The organism is Flavivirga amylovorans (genome assembly GCF_030540875.1).
Taxonomy (GTDB): domain Bacteria; phylum Bacteroidota; class Bacteroidia; order Flavobacteriales; family Flavobacteriaceae; genus Flavivirga; species Flavivirga amylovorans.
Genome location: NZ_JAUOEM010000004.1, coordinates 77,691 through 99,079, shown reverse-complemented (window position 1 = coordinate 99,079; position 21,389 = coordinate 77,691). Strand labels below are relative to the sequence as shown.

At 33.1% G+C, this 21,389-nt stretch carries 21 protein-coding genes; 13 read left to right on the top strand and 8 right to left on the bottom strand.

Annotation, left to right across the window (positions count from 1 at the left end):
- Window positions 1-93: 93 nt before the first annotated feature.
- From Q4Q39_RS12150 to Q4Q39_RS12120, 7 genes are all read left to right on the top strand, one after another.
- On the top strand, window positions 94-903 hold the full coding sequence (locus Q4Q39_RS12150; RefSeq protein ID WP_303282761.1) for a glycogen/starch synthase: 810 nt from the start codon (window positions 94-96) through the stop codon (window positions 901-903).
- A gap of 24 nt (window positions 904-927) precedes the next feature.
- Entirely contained in the window at window positions 928-2,598 is a 1,671-nt protein-coding gene (gene bamH / locus Q4Q39_RS12145) for a BamH family beta-barrel-assembly machinery protein (RefSeq protein ID WP_303282760.1), read from the top strand.
- 136 nt (window positions 2,599-2,734) lie between these two features.
- Window positions 2,735-4,582, top strand: a complete 1,848-nt coding sequence (glmS, locus tag Q4Q39_RS12140; protein WP_303282759.1) for a glutamine--fructose-6-phosphate transaminase (isomerizing) — start codon at window positions 2,735-2,737, stop codon at window positions 4,580-4,582.
- Window positions 4,583-4,794: 212 nt separating this feature from the next.
- Window positions 4,795-7,626: a TonB-dependent receptor gene (locus tag Q4Q39_RS12135; RefSeq protein ID WP_303282758.1), complete on the top strand. Its 2,832-nt coding sequence runs from the start codon at window positions 4,795-4,797 to the stop codon at window positions 7,624-7,626.
- A 10-nt stretch (window positions 7,627-7,636) separates the two neighbouring features.
- Entirely contained in the window at window positions 7,637-9,145 is a 1,509-nt protein-coding gene (locus Q4Q39_RS12130; protein WP_303282757.1) for an SGNH/GDSL hydrolase family protein, read from the top strand.
- A 167-nt stretch (window positions 9,146-9,312) separates the two neighbouring features.
- On the top strand, window positions 9,313-10,821 hold the full coding sequence (gene atpD / locus Q4Q39_RS12125) for a F0F1 ATP synthase subunit beta (protein WP_303282756.1): 1,509 nt from the start codon (window positions 9,313-9,315) through the stop codon (window positions 10,819-10,821).
- Between the two features lie 100 nt (window positions 10,822-10,921).
- The gene (locus Q4Q39_RS12120) at window positions 10,922-11,200 is read left to right on the top strand and encodes a F0F1 ATP synthase subunit delta/epsilon (RefSeq protein WP_303282755.1); all 279 of its coding nucleotides are present in this window, start codon (window positions 10,922-10,924) and stop codon (window positions 11,198-11,200) included.
- 54 nt (window positions 11,201-11,254) lie between these two features.
- Here Q4Q39_RS12120 and Q4Q39_RS12115 read toward each other — a convergent pair whose 3' ends face one another.
- The 3 genes from Q4Q39_RS12115 to Q4Q39_RS12105 are packed head-to-tail and all read right to left on the bottom strand — an operon-like array spanning window position 11,255 to window position 13,509.
- A complete protein-coding gene (locus Q4Q39_RS12115; RefSeq protein WP_303282754.1) occupies window positions 11,255-11,809 on the bottom strand; it encodes a GNAT family N-acetyltransferase in 555 nt (184 codons plus the stop codon).
- Window positions 11,810-11,815: 6 nt separating this feature from the next.
- Entirely contained in the window at window positions 11,816-12,256 is a 441-nt protein-coding gene (locus tag Q4Q39_RS12110) for a LexA family protein (protein ID WP_303282753.1), read from the bottom strand.
- Window positions 12,253-13,509: a Y-family DNA polymerase gene (locus tag Q4Q39_RS12105; protein WP_303283168.1), complete on the bottom strand. Its 1,257-nt coding sequence runs from the start codon at window positions 13,507-13,509 to the stop codon at window positions 12,253-12,255. Before Q4Q39_RS12105 ends, Q4Q39_RS12110 begins: the two co-directional genes overlap by 4 nt.
- Before the next feature lie 82 nt (window positions 13,510-13,591).
- On the opposite strand from Q4Q39_RS12105, the gene Q4Q39_RS12100 reads away from it, so the two are divergent.
- Complete coding sequence (locus Q4Q39_RS12100) at window positions 13,592-14,140, top strand: hypothetical protein (RefSeq protein ID WP_303282752.1); 549 nt, start codon at window positions 13,592-13,594, stop codon at window positions 14,138-14,140.
- On the opposite strand, the gene Q4Q39_RS12095 is transcribed toward Q4Q39_RS12100, so the two are convergent.
- From Q4Q39_RS12095 to Q4Q39_RS12080, 4 genes are read right to left on the bottom strand one after another with little or no spacing between them, the layout of a single operon-like run.
- Window positions 14,141-14,599, bottom strand: a complete 459-nt coding sequence (locus Q4Q39_RS12095; protein ID WP_303282751.1) for a DUF3157 family protein — start codon at window positions 14,597-14,599, stop codon at window positions 14,141-14,143. It abuts the gene before it with no gap.
- 51 nt (window positions 14,600-14,650) lie between these two features.
- Window positions 14,651-14,857 carry a helix-turn-helix domain-containing protein gene (locus Q4Q39_RS12090; protein ID WP_303282750.1) on the bottom strand — a complete coding sequence of 69 codons (207 nt, stop codon included), beginning with the start codon at window positions 14,855-14,857 and terminating at the stop codon, window positions 14,651-14,653.
- Between the two features lie 2 nt (window positions 14,858-14,859).
- Window positions 14,860-15,387: a DUF2975 domain-containing protein gene (locus Q4Q39_RS12085; protein ID WP_303282749.1), complete on the bottom strand. Its 528-nt coding sequence runs from the start codon at window positions 15,385-15,387 to the stop codon at window positions 14,860-14,862.
- A gap of 4 nt (window positions 15,388-15,391) precedes the next feature.
- Complete coding sequence (locus Q4Q39_RS12080) at window positions 15,392-15,916, bottom strand: DUF2975 domain-containing protein (RefSeq protein ID WP_303282748.1); 525 nt, start codon at window positions 15,914-15,916, stop codon at window positions 15,392-15,394.
- Between the two features lie 143 nt (window positions 15,917-16,059).
- Between Q4Q39_RS12080 and Q4Q39_RS12075 the strand changes: the two genes are divergently transcribed.
- The 4 genes from Q4Q39_RS12075 to bioA all read left to right on the top strand — a co-directional run bounded on the left by Q4Q39_RS12075 (window position 16,060) and on the right by bioA (window position 19,569).
- The gene (locus tag Q4Q39_RS12075; RefSeq protein ID WP_303282747.1) at window positions 16,060-17,208 is read left to right on the top strand and encodes an aminotransferase class I/II-fold pyridoxal phosphate-dependent enzyme; all 1,149 of its coding nucleotides are present in this window, start codon (window positions 16,060-16,062) and stop codon (window positions 17,206-17,208) included.
- On the top strand, window positions 17,201-17,614 hold the full coding sequence (locus Q4Q39_RS12070) for a putative signal transducing protein (protein ID WP_303282746.1): 414 nt from the start codon (window positions 17,201-17,203) through the stop codon (window positions 17,612-17,614). Before Q4Q39_RS12075 ends, Q4Q39_RS12070 begins: the two co-directional genes overlap by 8 nt.
- Window positions 17,611-18,219 (top strand): dethiobiotin synthase, encoded by a 609-nt coding sequence (bioD, locus tag Q4Q39_RS12065; protein ID WP_303282745.1) that lies wholly within the window; start codon window positions 17,611-17,613, stop codon window positions 18,217-18,219. Before Q4Q39_RS12070 ends, bioD begins: the two co-directional genes overlap by 4 nt.
- An 84-nt stretch (window positions 18,220-18,303) precedes the next feature.
- Complete coding sequence (gene bioA / locus Q4Q39_RS12060; protein WP_303283167.1) at window positions 18,304-19,569, top strand: adenosylmethionine--8-amino-7-oxononanoate transaminase; 1,266 nt, start codon at window positions 18,304-18,306, stop codon at window positions 19,567-19,569.
- Between the two features lie 6 nt (window positions 19,570-19,575).
- Here the strand turns inward: bioA and Q4Q39_RS12055 are convergent, their stop codons facing one another.
- Complete coding sequence (locus Q4Q39_RS12055; protein WP_303282744.1) at window positions 19,576-20,007, bottom strand: cytochrome c oxidase assembly factor Coa1 family protein; 432 nt, start codon at window positions 20,005-20,007, stop codon at window positions 19,576-19,578.
- A 136-nt stretch (window positions 20,008-20,143) separates the two neighbouring features.
- On the opposite strand from Q4Q39_RS12055, the gene Q4Q39_RS12050 reads away from it, so the two are divergent.
- Entirely contained in the window at window positions 20,144-21,331 is a 1,188-nt protein-coding gene (locus tag Q4Q39_RS12050) for a beta-ketoacyl synthase N-terminal-like domain-containing protein (RefSeq protein ID WP_303282743.1), read from the top strand.
- The last annotated feature ends 58 nt before the right edge of the window (window positions 21,332-21,389 follow it).

Here is a 21,389-nt window from a genome sequence, read left to right as displayed (position 1 = left end):
ATCAAAAAAACAAGCTTTAGAAAAAAATTCTTAAAAAAAAGACACTTAATTGCTAGTTATACCAGACTGTAAAAAGTCAACAAAAACAAACATATGAAAGATAAGAGGATATTGTACGTATCATCTGAAGTAGTTCCTTATTTGCCAGAAACCGAAATTTCGTCCATGTCATTTGAAGCACCAAGATTGGTGAATCAGCAAGGAGGTCAAATAAGAATTTTCATGCCTCGATACGGCAACATTAATGAACGCAGGCACCAATTACATGAAGTTATTAGATTATCTGGTATAAACTTGGTGATAAATGATTTAGATATGCCTCTTATTATTAAAGTAGCATCTATTCCTAAAGAACGTATACAAGTATACTTTATTGATAATGATGAATACTTTAAAAGAAAAGCAACGTTGACCGATGAAGATGGTAAATTGTTTTCAGACAATGACGAACGTGCTATTTTCTTTGCCAAAGGTGTTATTGAAACCGTAAAGAAATTAAATTGGTCTCCAGATGTTATTCACGTACACGGATGGTTGGCATCATTACTGCCGTTATATCTAAAAGAATACTATAAAGATGAACCTTTATTTAATGAAAGCAAAATTGTTACTTCAATTTATAATCAAAGTTTTAACAATTCATTAAATAAAGATATGCTTAATAAGATTAAATTTGACAATATTAATGAAGGTGCTGTTAATGTACTTGAAGAGCCAACATATAATAACTTAATGAAAGTTGCTGTTGACTACTCGGATGCATTAATTGAAGGATCTGAAAGTATTCCTGAAGATTTAAAATCATATTTAGAAGCATCTAATAAACCTGTATTAGAATACAAAAACAAAGATGAATTTGGTGAAGCTTATACAACATTTTTAAATACTAACGTTTTAAGTTAACCTAATTATATTCATTTAGTATATATGAAAAAGACGATTAAAGCCCTTAAATTTCCCGTAATTTTTCTATTAATTGCTTTGTCTTTTATCGCTTGCGATGAAGAGTTTAGTGTTTTAGAAAGTGATGTTTTAGGAAAAGGAAATGCTAACTTTGGTATTGGTGATACGATCCTTCCTATAACTGCATATAACAAAAAACTTAACACATTACAGATCAACAATTTAAACTCTAATTTGCTTGGGTTTTATAATGATCCTGAATTTGGACAAACCACTGCAAGTGTCGTTACTCAAGTAACTCCGACTTCATTAAGCCCTTCTTTTGGGGTTAATCCTGTTATTGATTCTGTTATTTTAAGTATTCCTTATTTTAGTAAGGTTATTGGTGTAGATACTAATGGTAATAGCACATATTCTATTAAAGACTCTCTATATGGAGATCCTGAAGCAGAAATTAAACTGTCTATTTATCGTAATAATTATTTTTTAAGAAGTTTTAATCCAAACTCAGCAAATAGTCCTCAAAATTATTTCTCTAATGGCAACAGTGGTATAAACCTAACTGATAATTTTGCTCTTATAGAAAATAACACTATAAACTTTGATGATCATAAAGGAGAAATATTAAAGGATACTATGTTTTCTCCTAGTGCTGATGCCATAAAAACAACTATTGGAGACGGTGACGATGCTGTTACTTCAAGAACTGTCCCAGCATTTAGAACGCATCTTGATGATACCGATGACACTAAGAATTTTTGGAAAACTACAATTATAGATATTGAAGGCCAACCAGAACTAAGTAATGTTAGTAATTTTTATGATTATTTTAGAGGTCTATATTTTAAAGCGGAAGCTGTAAGCGGCAACGGAAACATGTTCTTACTAAATTTCGCTTCTGCAGATGCTAACATAGCTATACACTATTCAACAGGAGAAGAAAATTCCAGAACACAAGCTACATATTCCCTTAATTTTAGTGGAGGCAATAGACTTAATACCTTTATTAACAATTACAATACAACATTTGTTGATGGAGATCCTGATTTAGGAGACGAAACACTTTACTTAAAAGGAGCAGAAGGATCCATGGCTATTGTAGATTTATTCGGTAACGACCCTGATGCTTATGATGATTTTATAAATGATTTTAGAAAAACAGATGATAACGGTGATTTCATCAAAGATAAAAGAACAGGTGATTTTGTATTAAAAAAAATCATTAATGAAGCTCAATTAATTATACACGAAGATATTTCTTCTGATAATGAAGGTCTTCATAGGTATGATAGAATTTATGCTTATGATATTAAAAACAATATTATTCTTGCTGATTATGGAGCTGATCAAGCTACTTCAAATCCTTCAGATCCGTTAAATTCTATAATATTCCATTTAGGACAGCGTGATCCAGATCAAAAGAAATACAAAATACGTCTTACACGGCATTTAAATAATATCTTATTGAAAGACTCTACTAACACAAAAATAGGTCTGGTATTATCCACTAATGTTAATTATCTAAACAATGCTGAAATATTAAATAGCAACAATGATGATGTTACTGCTATCCCTGCTGCGGCAATTTTATCGCCAAGAGGAACTATTTTACATGGAAATAGAGTTAGAAATGGTGTTGATTCATCAAAAAGAATGAAGTTAAGCGTATTTTTTACAGAACCCGAAAACAATTAGTCTTTAAATATATAGAGAAAGTCTTTAATAAGGTGAATTTCATCGTATAAACTATTCCTTATATATAATAAATAATCCTTGTTTGAAATTTATTTTACATATTTGCTCGAGCTAAAGCAAAACAAAAAAATTACTTATGTGTGGAATTGTAGGATATATAGGCCCCAGAGAAGCTTATCCAATTATAATAGAAGGTCTTAAACGTTTAGAGTATAGAGGTTACGATAGTGCTGGTATTGCATTATTTGACGGCACTGACCTAAAAGTTTCTAAAACTAAGGGAAAAGTGGTTGATTTAGAAGCACGTTCTGAAAAAGAAATCACTAAGCACGGATCTGTGGGTATTGGACATACACGTTGGGCAACACATGGTGTTCCAAACGATGTTAACTCACATCCTCATGTTTCAAATTCTGGAGATTTAGTTATTATTCATAATGGTATTATTGAAAATTATGAATCACTCAAACAAGAATTAATATCAAGAGGTTATACTTTCCAATCAGATACAGATACAGAAGTCTTAATTAATTTGATTGAAGATGTAAAAAAACAGGAAAATGTAAAACTTGGTAAAGCTGTACAAATTGCATTAAACCAAGTAATAGGTGCATATGCTATTGCTGTTTTCGATAAAAACAAGCCCGAAGAAGTTGTTATTGCCCGTTTAGGGAGTCCTTTAGCTATTGGTGTTGGTGAAGACGAGTTTTTTATTGCAAGTGATGCGTCTCCTTTTTTAGAATATACTAAAAATGCCATTTATTTAGAAGATGAAGAAATGGCTATTATTAGATTTCATAAAGGCATAAAAATTAGAAAAATTAAAGATGATTCTTTAGTTGATCCTTATATTCAAAAGCTTAAAATTAATTTAGAGGAAATAGAAAAAGGCGGTTTCGATCATTTCATGTTAAAAGAAATTCACGAACAACCTAAAGCAATTACCGATACTTATAGAGGTAGACTTCTTAGACAAGAGGCTATTATAAAGATGGCAGGTATTGAGGATAATATGAAAAAATTCTTAAATGCCGATCGTATTATAATTGTAGCTTGTGGTACTTCTTGGCATGCAGGTTTAGTAGCTGAGTACATATTTGAAGATTTAGCAAGGGTTCCTGTTGAAGTAGAATATGCTTCTGAATTTAGATATCGAAACCCAATTATTACAGAGAAAGATGTTCTTATAGCAATTTCTCAATCTGGTGAAACTGCCGATACATTAGCAGCTATTAAATTAGCAAAATCTAAAGGTGCTTTTGTATTTGGAGTATGTAATGTTGTAGGTTCATCTATTGCCAGAGAGACTCATGCAGGAGCTTATACACATGCAGGTCCAGAAATTGGTGTTGCTTCAACAAAAGCTTTTACAACTCAAATTACGGTTTTAACCTTAATAGCATTGCGATTGGCAAGAGCAAAAGGAACCATTAGTAGTTCAGATTTCCGTCATCATTTGCTGGAATTAGAAATGATTCCTAAAAAAGTAGAAGAATCTTTAAAATCTGATGCTCATATTCAAAAAATAGCTGAAATCTATAAAGATGTTAGTAACTTCTTATACTTAGGAAGAGGATATAACTTCCCTGTAGCACTTGAAGGTGCTTTAAAGTTAAAAGAAATATCCTATATTCATGCTGAAGGTTATCCTGCTGCAGAGATGAAACACGGGCCTATTGCTTTAATTGATGAAAATATGCCTATTGTAGTTATTGCAACAAAAAAAGGGCATTACGAAAAAGTAGTAAGTAATATTCAAGAAATAAAATCCCGTAAAGGAAAAATTATAGGTATTGTAACCGAAGGAGATGTTCAAGTTAAAGAATTGGCAGATCATGTTATTGAAGTACCAGAAACTTTAGAATCACTGTCTCCGTTATTAACGACTATACCTCTCCAATTATTATCGTATCACATTGCTGTAATGTTAGGTAAAAATGTAGATCAGCCTCGAAACTTGGCTAAATCTGTTACTGTAGAATAATTACTACATAAATATTATATCACTATGTCTTAAAATCTAAGGCATAGTGATAATGTTCAATAAACCTTCACTTTTTTTACAAAAAAACCAGTTCTTCACATGTTTTTTTGTTAAAAAATACTATGCATGCATAATTTTTTTCTATTTTTATGTTGAAGTAATATTTAATATCTTTATATTGCTTATCAAAAATATAAACTAATTCTTACTAAATGAAGACAATTTTCTCAATTTTACTGTTGTTGTTTTGCGGTTTATCTTATTCGCAAACAACTATTTCCGGCTTTGTTGTTGATGATAATAATCAGCCCATCCCAGGCGCTAATATTATTATTGTTGGTACTTCAACAGGAGTCGTAACAGACTTTGATGGTAATTTCTCTCTTACTGTTAATCAAAACCCTCCGTTTAGCATTCAAGCTAGTAGTGTTGGTTTTGAAACCGCTACCGAAGTAGTAACGTCAAGTAACCAAAAGTTAACCATTATTCTTAAAGAAGGAACATCCTTAGATGAAGTTGTAATTTCGGCATCAAGAACACCAGAACGAATTTTTGAATCGCCAGTAACAGTCGAACGCTTTGGATTAAAAGCAATCAAAAATACAGCTTCTTCCGATTTTTACGACGGATTAGAAAATCTAAAGGGCGTTGATATTAACACAAATAGTTTAACCTTTAAATCTATTAATACCAGAGGTTTTGCCACATTCGCAAATACTCGTTTTATGCAATTGGTAGATGGTATGGACAATGCTGCACCTGCTCTTAACTTTCCTTTAGGAAACCTATTAGGAATGATAGAAACAGATGTACAAAGTGTAGAACTCCTACCGGGAGCGGCCTCTGCCCTTTATGGTGCTAATGCCTTTAATGGAATATTATTTATGAGAAGTAAAAGTCCTTTTGATCATCATGGCATTAGTGCTTACTATAAACAAGGTATTACCTCTCAAATAGCTGCAGGTGATAATGATTATAAAGATTATGGCATTCGTGTTGCTCACAAATTCAGTGAAAAGTTCGCTGCAAAGGTTAACTTTAGCTATTTACAAGGGACAGATTGGGTAGCAAACGATACTAGAGGGAAAGATCGAACGACTACCTTTGTAGAAGGTAACAGCACCAGAGAAAATGATATAGACTATGATGGTGTTAATGTATATGGTGATATTGCTACCATTAATATTAAGACAGTAGCAGATAGACTAGCTGCACTAGGAAGACTCCCTAATCCCAACTTGGCTAATTTAGTGCCTTCAGTTAACGTTAGTAGAACAGGTTATGATGAAGCCGATTTAACAGATTATGATGCTAAAAGTATTAAAACCGATTGGGGATTGTACTACCGACCTTGGGAAAACGATTTTGAAATTCAATACGTTGGAAAAATAGGTTCTGGATCCACTGTATATCAAGGTTCTAACAGGTACTCCATAAAGAACTTCTTTTTACAGCAGCATAAACTAGAAATAAAAAATGATAATTTTTTCCTGAGGGGATATGTTACTGCCGACAATGCTGGTGATTCTTACGATATGGTATTTACTGGTGTAAATATAAACAGACAATGGAAAGCCGATGACGTTTGGTTTGGTGAATACACCGGTGCTTTTATAGAAGGTACATTAGCGGGGTTAAATGCCAACCAAGCACATGCTAATGCAAGACAAGTGGCAGATACTGGAAGGTTTGAACCTGGTACACCTCAGTTTCAAAGCGCTTTCAATACGGTGATAAACGATCCAGATGTATTAACTGGTAGTAAATTTAGAGATGAATCTAAAATCTATCATTCAGATGCCAACTATAACTTCAGTCATTTAACCGATTTTGCCGATATTCAAGTAGGTGGTTCCTATAGAAGATATGTCTTAAACTCGTTTGGTTCCATTTACACCGATAAATTAGGAGAGATTCCATATTCTGAAGTTGGTCTATACACACAAATTCAAAAGAAGTTTTTAGAAGATGAGCGTTTAAAGTTAACGGCTTCTATTCGTTACGATAAATCAGAACTCTTTGATGCATTTTTCTCGCCAAGGCTATCTCTTGGTTATAATTTAGGAGAAGACAATAATCATAATTTAAGAGCCTCTTTTCAAACAGGTTTTAGAAATCCCGATACACAAGCTCTGTATATTGGTTTCAATGTAGGAAGTATTATTTTATTAGGTAGTGCACCAGATAACCCCGAAAGAGATTTAAGAACAGTTAGTGGTGATGATATTTCTACCACTGGACAAAGCATTATTGGTAATAGCTTTGATTATGATGGTACTGGAGCTTATAATAACTCCTTTACAAGAACTTCGGTTGCGGCTTTTGCTGCTTCACAGAATCCTGCAGATCTAAAAATAGCTAATCCTGGTATTGTAAAACCTGAGCAGGTTAGTTCGTATGAAGTAGGTTATCGTGGAAAACTAGATAAGGTTATTATTGATTTTAGTGCTTACTTAAACCAATATCAAGATTTTATTACCACAGTAGATGTCGTTAACCCATATTATGGAGATGTTCAATTATCTCAAACTGCTCCTGGTGGAACTCCTTTAGCTATAGTTGCAGTAGCTAATAGCGACTTTCAAGCTTATAGAGCCTATACAAATACAACAGCAGATGTTAATTCTTATGGTGCAGCATTAGGGGTGACGACTAAGGTATTTGGAAACTATGATTTAGGTATGAATTACACCTATGCCAAATTAGATTTTGATCGTGAAGCCAATCCAGATTTTCAAACAAACTTTAACACACCAGAGCACAAAGTAAAAGCGTCTTTTGGAAATACTAATCTATTTAAAAACTTCGGTTTTAATGTAGCTTGGAGATGGAGTGATGATTATGTTTGGGAAGCTTCTTTTGCCACAGCAGAAGTTCCTGCTTACCATGTTTTAGATGCACAAATAAACTTACGCGTACCATCTTTAAAATCGACATTTAAAGCAGGTGCCTCTAATCTTTTAGGAGATGAATATTTTACAGCCGTAGGAACAGGACTAATAGGGTCTCAATTTTACCTTTCATGGACAATTAATAACTTATAAAAAGATCATTATGAATATTAGATATATATACCTTTTTGTCCTTGCTTTAGGATTTTTTGCTTGCGACGAAGACGACAAGATATTACCAGAAGAAGTCATATTACCAGAATTAACAGCAGGTACAGCAGATTTCTCGAATTACGTAGCTGTAGGCGCTTCATTTACATCTGGTTTTACAGATGGTGGTTTATTTAAAGCGTCACAGGAAAATTCATTTCCTAACATTTTATCAAAAGAATTTGCAAAAGCAGGTGGAGGTGCTTTTACACAACCTTTAATGAGTGACAATACAGGAGGTATTTTAGCAGGTGGTAACGTAGTACGAGGTTATAGGTTCGTTTTTAATAGCGACATTCCAGGACCGCAATCGCTAGATGCTTTTTTAAATGGATTAGGAGCTTCTGTTCCTCCTATTACTACAGAAGCTGGTGTAAGCATTGGTAGCGACTTTAAAAATTTTGGTATCCCTGGTGCAAAAAGCTGGCATCTTGTAGCTCCTGGTTATGCCAGATTAAATCCTTACTACGCACGTATAGCATCAGCGCCAACAGCTACAGTTTTAGCGGATGCTATGGCGCAAAACCCTACATTTTTTACCTTATCTGAAGTTGGGGGTAATGATGTATTGGGCTATGCCCTGTCTGGAGGAGATGGTTCTAATCTAATTACAGATAGTGCCACTTTTAATGATGCACTTAATGCGCTTATTACTGGATTAACTTCGGGAGGGGCTAAAGGTGTTGTAACTAACGTACCATTTATTACGGATTTACCACATTTTACTACAGTACCTCATAACCCTATTCCTTTAGACACAGAAACAGCAGCGTTTTTAAACAGTGCGGCGGCTTATGGTGCATATAACGCTGGTATTCAAGGAGCATTTGCTTTTCTAGTTGCAAATACACCTTTAACTCAAGAATTAGCAGATATTGAAATTGCAAAAAGAACAATAACCTTTGAAGCTTCTGCAAATAATGCTGTTGTAATTATGGATGAAAGCTTAACAGACTTAACAGGAATAAACGAAGAGTTAGTAAGCATGAGACAAGCGACTGCTGAAGATTTATTTGTGTTACCTGCATCGGCATTTATAGGAACAGAGGCCATTCCTGGAAATGCACAGACTGTTAATGGCGTCGCTGTTCCATTAGCAGACAAGTGGGTATTAACTCCAGAAGAGCAAGAAGACATTAAAGTAGCAACTGATGCCTATAATACCACTATTTCTGATGTAGCAAATTCGAATGATAATATTGCTTTAGTTGATTTAAACGGTATTCTTAGCGAACTAGCAAGTACGGGCATTGATTTTGATGGTTTTAATCTCAATGCAGATTTAGTAACCGGTGGTGCTGTAGGCTTGGATGGTGTTCATTTAACAGGCAGAGGCTATGCTCTTATGGCTAATAAATTTTTAGAAGCTATTGATACTCAATTTGGTTCAAATTTTATTGAATCTGGGAACGTTGCCAACGCAAATGATTACCCAACAAATTACTCTCCTGCGTTACAATAATTTAAGATTAAAATATTATTATAAAACACCTTCTGGCAGGAGGTGTTTTTTTATTATAAAAAAGCTCTAAAAACAACTTTTATTTTAAATTAAAAAATATATCTTTGCACGCGAAAACTAAAAGTGTTTTCATACAATTAAATCGCATAATATTAAATACATAAGTAATGTCTAAAGTTACAGGTAAAGTTGCACAAATAGTAGGTCCGGTAATCGATGTTGAATTCGGTGCAGGTTCAGAACTTCCAAAAATTTACGATTCATTAGAAATTAAAAGACCTGATGGTTCTATATTAGTATTAGAAGTACAGTCTCACATTGGTGAAGATACAGTTCGTACTATCGCCATGGATTCATCTGATGGTTTAAGTAGAGGAACTGAAGTTGTAGCTACTGGTGCGCCTATACAAATGCCGATTGGTGATGATGTTTATGGACGTTTATTTAATGTAATTGGAGACGCTATTGATGGTCTTGGAGATTTACCTAAAGCTAACGAAGCTGGGTTACCAATTCACCGTCAAGCTCCTAAATTTGAAGATTTATCAACATCCACTGAAGTTTTATTTACGGGTATTAAAGTCATCGATTTAATTGAGCCTTATGCAAAAGGTGGTAAAATTGGTTTATTTGGTGGTGCTGGTGTAGGTAAAACAGTATTGATTCAGGAGTTGATCAACAATATAGCAAAAGGACACGGTGGACTTTCAGTATTTGCTGGAGTTGGAGAAAGAACTCGTGAAGGGAATGACCTTTTAAGAGAGATGTTAGAATCTGGAATTATCCGTTATGGTGATGATTTCATGCACTCTATGGAAGCAGGTGGATGGGATTTATCTAAAGTTGATAAATCTAAAATGAAAGAATCTAAAGCAACTTTCGTATTCGGACAAATGAATGAGCCTCCTGGAGCACGTGCACGTGTTGCCTTATCTGGTTTAACTATTGCTGAGTATTTCCGTGATGGTGCTGGTGAAGGACAAGGAAAAGATGTATTATTTTTCGTAGATAATATCTTCCGTTTTACACAAGCTGGATCTGAGGTATCTGCATTACTTGGTCGTATGCCTTCTGCGGTAGGTTACCAACCAACATTAGCAACAGAGATGGGTGCGATGCAAGAGCGTATTACATCAACAAAAAGAGGTTCTATTACATCTGTACAAGCGGTTTACGTACCTGCGGATGATTTAACGGATCCTGCTCCTGCAACAACCTTTGCTCACTTAGATGCAACAACAGTATTATCTCGTAAAATTGCTGAGTTAGGTATTTACCCTGCGGTAGATCCTTTAGATTCTACATCTAGAATCTTAACGGCAGACATATTAGGAAACGAGCACTATGACTGTGCACAAAGAGTAAAAGAGTTATTACAACGTTACAAAGAGTTACAAGATATTATCGCTATTCTTGGTATGGAAGAGTTATCTGAAGAAGATAAATTGGCTGTAGGTAGAGCTAGACGTGTACAACGTTTCTTATCACAACCTTTCCACGTAGCAGAGCAATTTACAGGTATACCAGGGGTATTAGTTGATATTAAAGAGACTATTAAAGGATTTAACATGATTATGGATGGTGAATTAGATCACTTACCAGAAGCTGCGTTTAACCTTAAAGGAACTATCGAAGAAGCTATTGAGGCTGGAGATAAAATGCTTGCAGAGGCATAGCCTAAGCAAGTGCTGAATTTATTTCAGCATCTTAAATTTTGAACTTTGAATAGAAATTAAAAGACCCTGAAACAAGTTCAGGGTACTAAAACAAGTTTGTATGTATTTAGAAATTGTATCACCTGAAGCAACCTTATTTAGCGGAGAAGTAACTAGTGTTGCTGTCCCTGGAGTTAATGGAGATTTCGAAATGTTAAACAATCACGCACCTATTGTATCTTTATTAAAAGAAGGTGTTGTAAAAATTTCAGGAAATATTGAATTAGCTGAAGTTGTTCAGGATAAATTTACTAAAGGAGAAAAAGACACAACTTTATTAAAGATAAATTCTGGAACTATAGAGATGAAAGACAATAAAGTTATTGTTTTAGCAGACTAAATTTATTTTTATAAAATATATTAAAAACGTGAAGTTAATAGCTTCACGTTTTTTTTATACCCATTTCCAGATCATTAACTCCCACTCTTCACCTGCTTCAGTATGAACATCTAAAATCTCAAACCCGACTGCTCGATGTGCGCCAGATGAACGGTTGTTTTTAGAATTAACCTCTGTAATTACTGCATCAAAATCTGACTTTAACTCATCCTTAAAATAATGGTAAAGTCCTTTAAAAATTCCTTGCTTTCTATACGCTTTATCTATACAAATTTGTCCCACAATTAGATAGCGAAGCTCAGATAGATTTTTAGAAGCAATAATACCATCCATATACTCAAACATAGGTATAAGCGCAGGGACATCATTTCTAAAAGCATTGAGCATACATAAAGCATAACCTACAACGTTTCCTTTATATGTAGCAATAATATGTGGACAAGCATCATTCATTCGTTTTAAAACATCATAAGTATGCTTTACAGAAACAAACCCTTCTGCTTTCATAATTTCATTAGACAATAATATCTTAACATTGATACTTTGTAAATCTAAAATTTGTTGTAGTTCTTCTTCAGTTTCTGCACGTTTATAAACAATTTGGGTCATTACAAACTATACTTTCTTAATAACACTAGTAACAATACCCCATATAACAAAATCGTTATCACTAGTAATTTTGATTATCGGATAGTTAGGATTTTCTGGCTGCAACCATACTTCATCTTTATCTACTTTTAAGCGCTTTACCGTAAACTCTCCATCCAAAAAACAAACGGCTATTTTATTATTTGTAGGCTCTAAGCTTCTATCTATGACTAACAAATCATTATCATCCAATCCAGCTCCAATCATAGACTGTCCACTTACTCGAGCAAAAAAAGTAGCCTCCTTATTTTTTATAAGCTCTTTATCTAAAGACAAACGCTGTTCCTTAAAATCCTCAGCAGGCGAAGGAAATCCTGCCGAAATTCCTGTATCGAAAAAAGGAGCTCCTGAATTATTTGTTGCTTTTGGAGTAAAAAACGTTAGAGGTTGTGATTTGTGTCGTATCATGTTACTTTTATAATATCATTAATATTAGTTGTATACCTTGGAGATAATCGCTCTTGACGCATTTTCCAAGTTCGTTTTAAGTCCTGGTTTCCTAGCTTTACTTTATAATTTTCATATTTAGTATTCAATATATCTATAGTATCCATCAATGGTTTATGTTTTGGATTTTCACTTTCAAACATATCTAATTGATGGTTACTTGTTGGAACTAAACCAGTCACAATAACACCTGCTCGTTTATACTTCACGCCTTCTTTAAAAATTGAAACTACACTATCTAAAGCACAATTACTAATAATTAAAGATGAATTAGTTGGGTATGGTAAATTTACAGCTTTACTTGCCCTATGTTGCTCCGTTCCTTTTTTATGTCTGTCACTACTTAAAATAACATAGATAATATGACAACTAGAACCTTGCTTACGTAATTTTTCAGCACAACTTGTTGCGAATGTTGAGATTCGTTCTTTAATATTCTCAATATCAGAGAAGGTATATTCAAAACTTCTGGTTGTTGCAATCGCTCTTTTCGTTTGGAATTCATCCAATGTCAACTTAGAAACGCCTTCTAAATCTTTCTTTAGCTTCCATTCAGTAATTGAGAAATTCTTACGCACCCATTCATCTGGCAATTCGACAAAATCCAAAGCTGTATTGCATCCTTTTATTTTTAATCGCTTTTGCAATCCACGCCCAATCCCCCAAACAGCTTCTAATTTTATCCATTTTAAAGCTTTCATTTTTTTCTCTTCAGAATCAATTACATAAACACCATTGGTTTCGTTTGGAAATTTACGAGCTATTTTATTAGCCACCTTGCTCAAAGCTTTTGTTGGAGCAATCCCCACACAAGTAGGAATACCAGTCCATTTTAAAATGCGCTGCCTTATTTGGTTTCCGTAATCTTCAAAATTGTAATCTTCAAAACCTTTAAATTGCACAAAGGCCTCATCAATACTGTACACCTCAACATCTGGAGTAAACCCCTCTAATATGGTCATAACGCGACTACTCATATCCCCATACAATGGATAATTAGAAGAATACACAAGAATATTATTAGCCTTACAAAAGGCTTCCCATTTAAAAATAGGAGCCCCCATAGGAAGGTTTAATGCTTTAGCTTCATCACTGCGCGAAATAACACAACCATCATTATTACTTAAAATAGCAATGGGTTTGTTGCGTAAATTAGGGTTAAAAGTACGTTCGCAAGACGCATAAAAATTATTACAATCTACTAAAGCATACATAATAGTAAATATACAGGATTTCAATGTTTTTTAAAATACTATAATACATAATAAACATGGCGTCTTTTCTTATATTTGGTTTATGAATAAGCATATAATTGTATCCGAAAAGGGACGCCCTTTATGGCAGCGCATTATTGCCTCTCTTTTTTTCACTACAGCAATAGGGCTTCTGGCTTACATATTATACATGGCTAATTGGAATGATAACAATATAACAGATATTGGTCATAGTCTAGAATCTGTTATTTATTTAATGGGGATCGGCATTGCTTTTTCTTTTCATAAGAGCGTATATATAGATACTAAAAAATCAAAGTTTAGACAAACCTTTGAAATAGGTCCTATCAGATTGGGACAATGGATAACAATATCTAATTATGAGTATGTTTCTATATTTCATCAACCTCTCGAAGATGGAGAAAAAATATTTGAAGTTAATCTATGGTATGATAGAAACAAGCATTGGGAACTTTATGAAAAATATGACTATACAGAAGCATTTTTAATTGGTTATGAAATTTCGGAACTTCTCCAAATTAGTATATTAGACGCAACTGTTCCTAACAATTATAGATGGATAGACAAAAAAGCATCTAAAGAAACAGGTAAAATGGTATATTTAGATTAATTAAAAAAACGTATCCTTCTTTACGATAGAATTACCGATACGTTTGTAAGCCGTTTTAGTACCATTAGCACAAAAATGATAAACAGCTTTCGACTTTTGTTCTGAAACCGATATTAGTAAAACATCTGAAACCTCACATTTATAATCTTTAGCAACTTTCTTTTTCACATGAGCAATTGTTGCTCTCCCCTTTTTTAATTGGGCTTGAATTTTTTTATTCAACTTAGGCTCAACAAAATCCTCAGTTAAGTTACATCCTTCATTTTCTTTTGAATTTAAATCATCTGTTACAGTAGTATTATTTGTAACATCTTCAGACTTTTCTGCATCAATATACTCCCAAGTAAAATCAGCTTTAAGCAAGACACGCCTTCCATCTTCAGTTTTTACAATATGATTATTCTGTGCAAAACCGATACAGGAAATAGTAAGCAATAAAAGAAAGAAAAACGTTTTCATAATAGATTAAGAATTGAATTTGTATTTCAAAAATACATGTTTAAAGTCAAATCATCCCTCTACATACTCTAATATATCAGCAGGTTGACAATCTAATGCTTTACAAATAGCCTCCAATGTAGAAAAACGTACTGCTTTTGCTTTACCAGATTTTAAAATGGAAAGGTTTGCTGTGGTTATACCAATTATTTCGGCCAACTCTTTGCTTTTCATTTTACGCTCGGCAAGTATCCTATCAAGATTTACAATAATTGGCATAGTTATATGGTTAGTTCGTTTTCTTCTTGTATATGCTTACCCTTTTTCAAAACATCTAGATATAGATATATTAAAAAAGCTATTACTAAATGAGCTAATACTATAAAATAATCATCTTCAAGACGAAAAGCGCTTCCGCTTATTAAAAATGAAACAGTCAATATTATAATATAAATAAGAGGAATAACATTTAATATTAAAAAGAATTGCAATCGTTTTAAAGATTTTGTTTCAAACATGTTTTTTTTGACAAATACTTTTAAAAACTCTTTAAATGAGTAAAAATAGATAGCATAATATGACATGGCAGACCACATAATAAGAATGGAATAATTTAATGGAATATTTATCCGTAAACCTAGTATGGGAACCTTAATTTTGGGGCGATTTTCTATAACTTCAATAAACGGAATCTGTATGCCAAATTTATATTCAAAATATGAGAGTATTGAAAATATCATTATAAAAAGATATAAAGCTGAATATATATAAAAGAGAACTTTTGATGATGTATAAGCTATTTTTTTCATTTTTTTAAATTGTTAAATCGTTTTCTTCTTGTATTTCCTTAGCACGCTTAAATATTTCTGCAAGAATATAAAAAGCTAAGCCTGCTGGAATTAAAAAAGTGAATTCTGTTTTTAGTTCATTAAAAAAGTTGAAAGTAGATTTACCTATAGACGCTAAAAGAAATCTTAACACCAAAACGTTAATTGTATACCAAATAAAAATACTTCCTAACTTCTTAAAATACTTAATAATATTGATGCTAAAATAATTTCCGTTTTCCACCTCTTTTAGAATCGATAAAAAATAAGAAAATCCATAAATAAGATAAGCTCTACATAAAAACAAACAAGCACTAATAAAGTAATAACTCCATTGTATCGAATTTTTTGAAGTAAACCAAGATTCGTTTTTGTTTGCAGATTTTGCCCAACTCTGAAACTCTTTAAATTGATTAAAATCAAACTCTCTAATATCATTCAGTAAAATAGAAGCTGAAGACAGTAAAACAACCCAAGTAACGATCATCAAAATATTAGTATTATCTCTCATAATTATATAGCTAAAATTTGTTTTGTTTTCATTTTAAATTATTGTTTAACGATAACAAATATATAAAAATTATTGATAAACAATAATTTTTTATCAAAAAAAAGATATTTCTATAAGCTAATAGGTCTTTGTATCTTTACCCCATGTTTCCTAAAAAACTACAAAAAAGACTAGAAGAACGTAAAGCGAATAATGCGTTACGTCAATTGGGAATACAAAATAATTTAATAGATTTTTCATCTAATGATTATTTGGGTTTTTCTAAGTCTGAAATCATTTTTAATAGGACTCATGAATTTTTAGTTGGACACAACATAACCCATAATGGGGCAACAGGCTCACGGCTACTTTCAGGAAACCATCCGCTTTTCAATATTATAGAATCCTTATTATCTGATTTTCATAATAGCGAATCTGCTTTAATTTTTAATTCAGGTTACGATGCCAATGTGGGGATCTTTTCATGTATTCCACAACGAGGCGATATTATTTTATATGATGAATATATCCACGCATCTATTCGTGATGGCATTAAACTCTCTAATGCAAAAGCTTATAAGTTTAAGCATAATAGTTTACAGGACTTAGAGTATCTCCTCGAGCGCAATCGAGAGGTCTCACAAGAAACTAACATATACATTGTTACAGAATCTATTTTTTCAATGGATGGTGATTCTCCAGACCTAAAAGGGATGGCGCAACTATGTAAAGATCATAATGCTTATTTTATTATAGACGAAGCACATGCTGTTGGTGTTTTTGGAGAACGCGGCATCGGTTTAGTTCAACATTTAGAATTAGAGGAGGATGTTTTTGCTAGAATCATTACATTCGGAAAGGCTATTGGGACGCATGGTGCTGCCATTATAGGAAGTGATGCTTTAAAACAATATTTGGTGAATTTTGCTCGAAGCTTTATCTATACCACAGCTCTAACACCTCATACCTTAGCTAATATTCATGCTGCTTATCACGAATTAGTTTTAACCGAAAACAGAAAACAGCTTCATAAAAACATTGCTCATTTTAAAAGTGAGATTATTGAAAATGGCCTTCAAAACTATTTTATAGAAAGTGATTCCGCCATACACTGCTGTATTATTTCTGGAAATGACACTGTGAAATTAATCGCCCAAAAGTTTCAGGAAAAAGGTTTTAATATAAAACCCATATTATCACCAACGGTTCCAAAAGAGCAAGAGCGATTACGTTTTTGTTTACACGCGTTTAATTCTGAAGAAGACATATCGAACGTATTAAAATTACTAGCTACTCTACATACATATGGGTGATAGATTTAAAACAATAGCTAGGTTTCAATATTCATCTGAAGCCCAAATTATTAAAGGACGGCTAGAAGCAGAAGGTATTGAAGTTTTTTTATCAGACAATCTAACTATAGATACAGATCCTTTAGTAAGTAATGCTATTGGAGGTGTGAAATTAAAAGTGTTATCTCGCCAGGCATTAAAAGCACAACATATATTGGATTCTATTGAGAAGTACTCTATTGATGATGAAGGTCATACTATAAACTGTCCTAATTGTAAAAGTGAAAAAGTAGAATTATTTTCTACAATAAAAGATGCTAAATCATTATTCTGGTTTATTTTTGGTTTTTTATTTTCTTCACTTCCTTTTTATACAAAACACAAGTATAAATGTGAAGATTGCAAAACAGAATTCGATTTAAAATGAAGACATATTTCATCACAGGAATATCTACAGACGTTGGTAAAACGATTGCCTCAGCGATAGTCACTGAAGCGTTGCAAGCAGACTATTGGAAACCAATTCAAGCAGGTGAACTAGACCATGACGATAAACATACCGTTAAAAAACTTATTAGCAATACCAAGTCTAAAATTCACCCAAATAGCTATGCCTTAGAAACGCCCATGAGTCCGCATGCAGCAGCAGATATTGATGGAGTTTCAATAGACATAAAACAAATAAATGCTCCTAAAACAAAAAATCATTTAATCATTGAAGGCGCAGGTGGTTTATTAGTACCTATAAATGATACCCAAACGATTTTAGATCTTATTAAGCCCGACTATAAAGTGATTGTTGTTTCCAGGCATTATCTTGGCAGTATTAATCATACGTTATTAACAGTAAACGCTTTAAAAGAAAAAGGATTCGACATCTCTGTTATTTTTAGTGGCAATGAACATAAAACCACCGAAGATATTATTAATAAAATGACAAAGGTTCCCGTTATTGGCCGTATTAATGAAGAACCTTATTTTGATAAAAATGTGGTGAGTGACTATGCTGAATTATTTAAAAGCAGATTGTAACTGTCATTCCCGCGAAGGCGAATCTTATATATTGAAAATAAAAATAAAATAATGGATACTGCTCTCGCAGAAATGACGATACCTATGACTCTACAAGACCGCGATAAAAAACACCTCTGGCATCCCCTAACACAGCACAAATTGCATCCAGAAACTATTGCTATAACCAAAGCAAAAGACTGTGTTTTATATGATGAAAATGGCAACGAATATATTGATGCCATTGCTTCATGGTACACATGTATGTATGGGCATTGTAACGAATATATCACCAGTTGTGTTGCTACTCAAATGCAGCAATTAGATCAAGTGGTTTTTAGTGGCTTTACTCATGAACCTGCTATAAAACTATCTGAAGCACTTATTAAAATTCTACCAGACAATCAGAATAAAATTTTCTTTAGTGATAATGGTTCAACCTCTGTTGAAATTGGTATAAAAATGGCTTTGCAATTTCATTTTAACAAAGGAGAAAAACGCAATACACTTATTGCTTTTGAAGACGGGTTCCATGGAGACACCTTTGGTGCTATGAGCGTGTCTGGATTATCGGTTTACAACGGACCCTTTGAAGATTTCTTTTTAGAAGTTAAACGCATTCCAACCCCAAACGGAGAAAACAACGAGGCTATTTTAAACACTTTAAACGCCATAGTAGAAACCAATAAAGTGGCGGGTTTTGTATACGAACCTCTAGTACAAGGTGCAGCAGCCATGAAAATGTACAACTCAGAAGGCTTAAATGCTATTTTAGAACTTTGTAAAAAACACGGTATTGTTACTGTTGCTGACGAAGTTATGACCGGTTTTGGAAAAACAGGAGACTATTTCGCTTCGCTTCATATAGACACAAAACCAGACATTATGTGTTTAAGTAAAGCCTTAACTGGGGGTTTATTGCCAATGGCGCTTACTACATGTTCTGAAAAAATCTACGAAGCCTTCTACAGTAACGACATTAGTAAGGGTCTGTTTCATGGACACACATATTCGGCAAACCCATTGGCTTGTACAGCCGCTTTAGCAAGCATAGAATTATTACAATCTGAAGTCATTCAACAAAATATAAAAGCAGTTATTGCGTCACATAAAGCATTTAACAAACGTATAAAAACACATCCTAAAGTAAAATCCACACGACAAACAGGGATTATTTTTGCCTTGGATTTAAACATAGAAATGACACGTTATGGCAATTTACGAGACAAATTATTTAAATTCTTTTTAGATCATGGGGTATTTCTGCGTCCTTTAGGAAGCACTATCTATATTCAAGCACCTTATACAATTACTAAAGAACAACTACAGAAAATCTATCAAGTCATTGAAGATGTTTTAGAAATTGTTTAATCATAGTTAAATACCTTCTAAACCTTTGTCCAACAAATTAATCTCCTCTTTCGTTTCTTTTATTAAAACATACAATTTTTCATAAACCCATTCATCATTTATTTTATTAGCAACAACTATAATGCTTCCGTCTCCATTCTTACCAGCTATAGGAATTTCAAAATCAGCCTCTCCTTCATCATTCTTTAACGAAATATTTCCGCTTATAATACCATCCGTTTCAAGTGGCTCTCCTAAAAAATCAATAACATCCTCATTTTCAAAAGCCCTCTCAACGGCATAAGTATAAGGAGCCGATGATTTAAATATTTTAGAAACACCAAAAAATATGGCTCCCGCTCCCAATGCAAACAATATAATAATTGTTAAACATCCGCCCACTGGTAATACCCATGGCCAATTTCTACCAAACCAACTCTTTCTTTTTATGTCTTCCATAGAAAAGCGTTTTTACATAAACATAAGTATCATAACAGAATAACTTGTTACATACTTTTAAATTATTTTATTTTCATTTGATAAAACCATGTGAAATAAATACAATAAGACTTACTTTTGTCTAAAGTCTAAAATCTTGCAAAAACCAATCTCCATAACCGCTATTTCATCTATTTCTCCATTAGGAAAATCTTTAGATGATGCATGGAAAAGCTACCAAAACGATACGCATTGCCTTTCGGAAAAATCATTTGACAATGAAAATGCTTTAGTTGCTGAAATTCCTAAAGACGCTAAAGAACATATTGAATTATTACGTCAATCAGATTCCAAATACAAATCTCTTGATGACACTGTTTTATTTGCTATTTATGCATCTCGACAAGCTATAAAACAAGCTAACTGGAATGGTTCAGACAATTTTGGAATTAATATTGGGTCTTCTCGTGGGGCAACAGAACTTTTTGAAACCTATCACAAAGATTATCTTGAAAAAAACAAAGCCAAAACATTATGTTCTCCTACAACAACATTAGGTAATATTTCATCTTGGGTCGCTCACGATCTACAAACACAAGGCCCAGAAATTAGTCATTCTATAACCTGTTCGACTGCATTACACGCCATGCTTAATGGTATTGCATGGATTCATTCTGGTATGTGTGATAAATTTTTAGTTGGAGGAAGCGAAGCCCCTCTTACATCGTTTACCATTGCACAGATGAGAGCGCTTAAAATATATTCGAAAAACAAGTTAAGTGATCCCTGTCATTCAGAGCACAGCGAAGCATCTTTTCCTTGCCTAGCTTTAGATCTTAAGAAAAAACAAAACACCATGGTTTTAGGAGAAGGCGCTTCTATGGCTTGTTTAGAAACAGGTGAAAAAGAGAACGCCTTAGCTATTATAAAAGGAATTGGTTACGCCACAGAAATTTTAGAACATAATATTTCTATTTCAAGTGATGCCCAATGTTTTCAAAAATCGATGCAAATGGCTCTAGGCGATTTAAATCCTGATGATATTGATATTATTGTCATGCATGCACCAGGAACTATAAAAGGAGACCTTTCAGAATATAAAGCAATAGAAAAGATATTTTGTAACAAAACACCTGCTTTGACTACAAATAAATGGAAGATAGGTCACACCTTTGGAGCTTCCGGGGCTCTGAATATTGAATTTGCAGTTTTAATGTTACAAAATCAAAAATTTATTGGTATTCCTTATTTAGAAAATCAAGAATCACCAAAAAGAATAAAAAATATTCTTGTAAATGCTGTTGGTTTTGGAGGAAATGCAGTTTCAATTTTACTTTCAAAATAAATTGTAAGCTTATTCAAATAATCTTACATTTAAATCACTAATTTTTAATTCTCAAAAC